This window comes from Mycobacterium sp., assembly GCF_049281135.1.
GTDB lineage: Bacteria > Actinomycetota > Actinomycetes > Mycobacteriales > Mycobacteriaceae > Mycobacterium.
The window spans coordinates 1-2264 of the sequence record NZ_JBAPRN010000617.1 but is presented as its reverse complement, the minus strand read 5'-3'; the positions used below and the strand labels follow the sequence as shown (position 1 = coordinate 2264).

The 2264-nt window shown below is 66.9% G+C and carries 5 protein-coding genes and 1 pseudogene; 3 read left to right on the top strand and 3 right to left on the bottom strand.

What is annotated here, in order from left to right:
* Together WAN02_RS24355 and WAN02_RS24350 are read right to left on the bottom strand one after the other, a co-directional pair.
* A partial coding sequence (locus tag WAN02_RS24355; RefSeq protein WP_422267208.1) for an SRPBCC family protein occupies positions 1-268 on the bottom strand: 268 nt, incomplete at its 3' end.
* Positions 269-279: 11 nt separating this feature from the next.
* A complete protein-coding gene (locus WAN02_RS24350) occupies positions 280-552 on the bottom strand; it encodes a DUF2530 domain-containing protein (protein WP_422267206.1) in 273 nt (90 codons plus the stop codon).
* Between the two features lie 79 nt (positions 553-631).
* Here WAN02_RS24350 and WAN02_RS24345 point away from each other — a divergent pair, with 79 nt between their 5' ends.
* From WAN02_RS24345 to WAN02_RS24335, 3 genes are read left to right on the top strand one after another with little or no spacing between them, the layout of a single operon-like run.
* Positions 632-1063 (top strand): MarR family winged helix-turn-helix transcriptional regulator, encoded by a 432-nt coding sequence (locus WAN02_RS24345; protein ID WP_422267204.1) that lies wholly within the window; start codon positions 632-634, stop codon positions 1061-1063.
* On the top strand, positions 1060-1905 hold the full coding sequence (locus tag WAN02_RS24340) for a TrmH family RNA methyltransferase (protein WP_422267202.1): 846 nt from the start codon (positions 1060-1062) through the stop codon (positions 1903-1905). The genes WAN02_RS24345 and WAN02_RS24340 overlap by 4 nt, the downstream gene beginning before the upstream one ends.
* Complete coding sequence (locus tag WAN02_RS24335) at positions 1905-2171, top strand: DUF2537 domain-containing protein (protein ID WP_422267200.1); 267 nt, start codon at positions 1905-1907, stop codon at positions 2169-2171. Before WAN02_RS24340 ends, WAN02_RS24335 begins: the two co-directional genes overlap by 1 nt.
* Here the strand turns inward: WAN02_RS24335 and WAN02_RS24330 are convergent.
* Positions 2168-2264: pseudogene (locus WAN02_RS24330) on the bottom strand (DUF3071 domain-containing protein); the annotation flags it as partial. The gene WAN02_RS24335 and the pseudogene WAN02_RS24330 sit on opposite strands and share 4 nt — an antisense overlap.

Below are 2264 nucleotides of genomic sequence, written 5' to 3'. Positions count from 1 at the left end.
AGCTCCAGACCGTGTTGTTCATGTTGACCCGGAACGCCAGCTTCTGCTCCGGAATCACCTGGATGACAGTAGATGTCGTCGGCCAGAACAAGAGGTTGCGGCGGTTGAGATTGAGGGTGCGGGTGCCCGGACGGACTGGACCCAATGGCCTCATCAAGCGGCACTGCGGACTCCACTGCGGCATCCGCCGGAAATCACTGACCAGCGCCCAGACCGTCGATGCGGGTGCCTTGATATCGATTTGGGCTTGCAAGAGCGGCGCCACCATGACCAAACCTCCTACTTCGTGCGCTGTGTTGTCAGTCCGGTTTGAGCGCCACGCGCGCCACGACGGGCAGCAGCCCGCTGCCACAAGAAAATCGAGGTACCCAGGACCCCCACCCCGAGTCCGGCCACGCATAGCGGTCGCCAGGTGGCCAGGGTGGGTGTGAGGAATACGACCACCGCGGCCACCAGCCAGGCCAGGGCGCCGATGGCGATGATCGGCCACGGGTCCAGCAGCAAAGCAGGCAACGGCGGCGGCTCAATGCTCTTGCCAGGCTCGTCGGACATCGAGATCAAGATAGCTTGTGGTGCCCCGTCTCGGTGATTCGTGGTTAACGTTCCCGCGTTCTGTCGTAACGTTCGCGCTGTGATCGATGGCGATAGCCGGTTGGCCAGCGACCTTTCGTTGGCGGTGATGCGGCTTTCCCGGCAGCTGCGGTTTCGCCGCCCGCAGTCCCCGGTGTCCCTTTCGCAGCTATCGGCGTTGGCGACATTGGTCAACTTTGGCCCGATGACGCCGGGCGGGCTGGCGATCCGGGAACGGGTTCGCCCACCGTCCATGACGCGCGTGATTGCCTCGTTGGCCGAATTGGGTTTCGTGGACCGCGTCGCACACCCCGACGACGGCCGCCAGGTGCTGGTGTCGGTATCCCAAGCCGGTGCGGAACTGATGGAGGCCGAGCGTCGGGCCAGTCAAGAGTGGCTCACGCAGCGGCTGGAGACCTTAGGAGTCGGCGAACGCGACACCCTGCGCGTGGCGGCCGACCTCATCTTGGCGCTGGTCGACGAAAGCCCTTGACCGACAACGACTTTGACTACACCAGTGACGGTGTGGTCGTCTGCGATATCGACGATCCCGACGATGCGCGGCTGGACAACTTCCGCGATCTGAACAGCATCGACCGAAGGCCAGACCTGCCCAGCGGCAAGGGTCTGGTGATCGCCGAGGGTGTGCTGGTCGTGCAGCGCATGCTGGCATCGCCGTTTACGCCGTTGGCGTTTCTGGGCACCGACCGTCGGCTCGCCGAACTCAAGGCGGATCTGGCCGGCAACCCCGCGCCCTACTACCGCGTCTCAGCGGAGGTGATGGCGCAGGCGGTCGGCTTTCACCTCAACCGCGGGGTGCTTGCCGCTGCACGCCGGGCCCCCGAGCGCACCGTCGCGGACGTGATCGACGGTGCCCGCACAGTGGCCGTGCTCGAGGGAGTCAACGATCACGAAAACCTGGGCTCGATCTTTCGCAACGCGGCCGGGCTCGACGTCGACGCCGTCGTGTTCGGCAGCGGCTGCGCCGATCCGCTGTACCGGCGTGCGGTGCGCGTTTCGATGGGGCACGCCCTACTGGTGCCGTTTGCCCGCGCAGCGGACTGGCCGAACGACTTGAAGGCACTGCAGCAGCACGGGTTTCGGCTGCTGGCGATGACCCCGGATTCCGGCTCGATCACACTGCCGGCGGCGATGACGACGGTGCGTGAGGAGCGCGTCGCGATCCTGGTCGGCGCCGAAGGGCCCGGCCTGAGTTACGCCGCGATGAAAGCGAGCGATCTGCGGGTGCGCATCCCGATGTCACGCGGCACCGACTCGCTCAACGTCGCCACTGCGGCGGCGCTGGCGTTCTACGAGCGGGCTAGGCTCGGCTGATGGCCGACGAATCCACGCCCTGGGCAACGGGTTTGACCGTTGCCGGGTTCGTCGCCGCAGCTACCGCGGTAGCGGTCGTGGTGCTGAGCCTCGGCCTGATCCGGGTTCACCCGCTGCTGGCCGTCGGACTGAATGTCGTTGCGGCCGGCGGCTTGGCGCCGACCCTGTGGGGATGGCGGCGCACGCCAGTGCTGCGCTGGCTGGTGCTGGGGGCAGGAGTGGGCGTGACGGGTGCGTGGCTGGCGCTGGTTGCGATGGCGCTTTAACGCTGCCCGCTGGAGCGAACCCCCAGCAGCACGTCTTCCCACGCCGGCACCGCCGGCTTGGTGCGGCGGCTACGCGGCGGCTCGGCCTTGGGC

Coding starts and splice junctions, on each gene's coding strand:
- WAN02_RS24350 (WP_422267206.1), bottom strand. CDS start 552: ATGTCCGACGAGCCTGGCAAGAGCATTGAGCCGCCGCCGTTGCCTGCT.
- WAN02_RS24335 (WP_422267200.1), top strand. CDS start 1,905: ATGGCCGACGAATCCACGCCCTGGGCAACGGGTTTGACCGTTGCCGGG.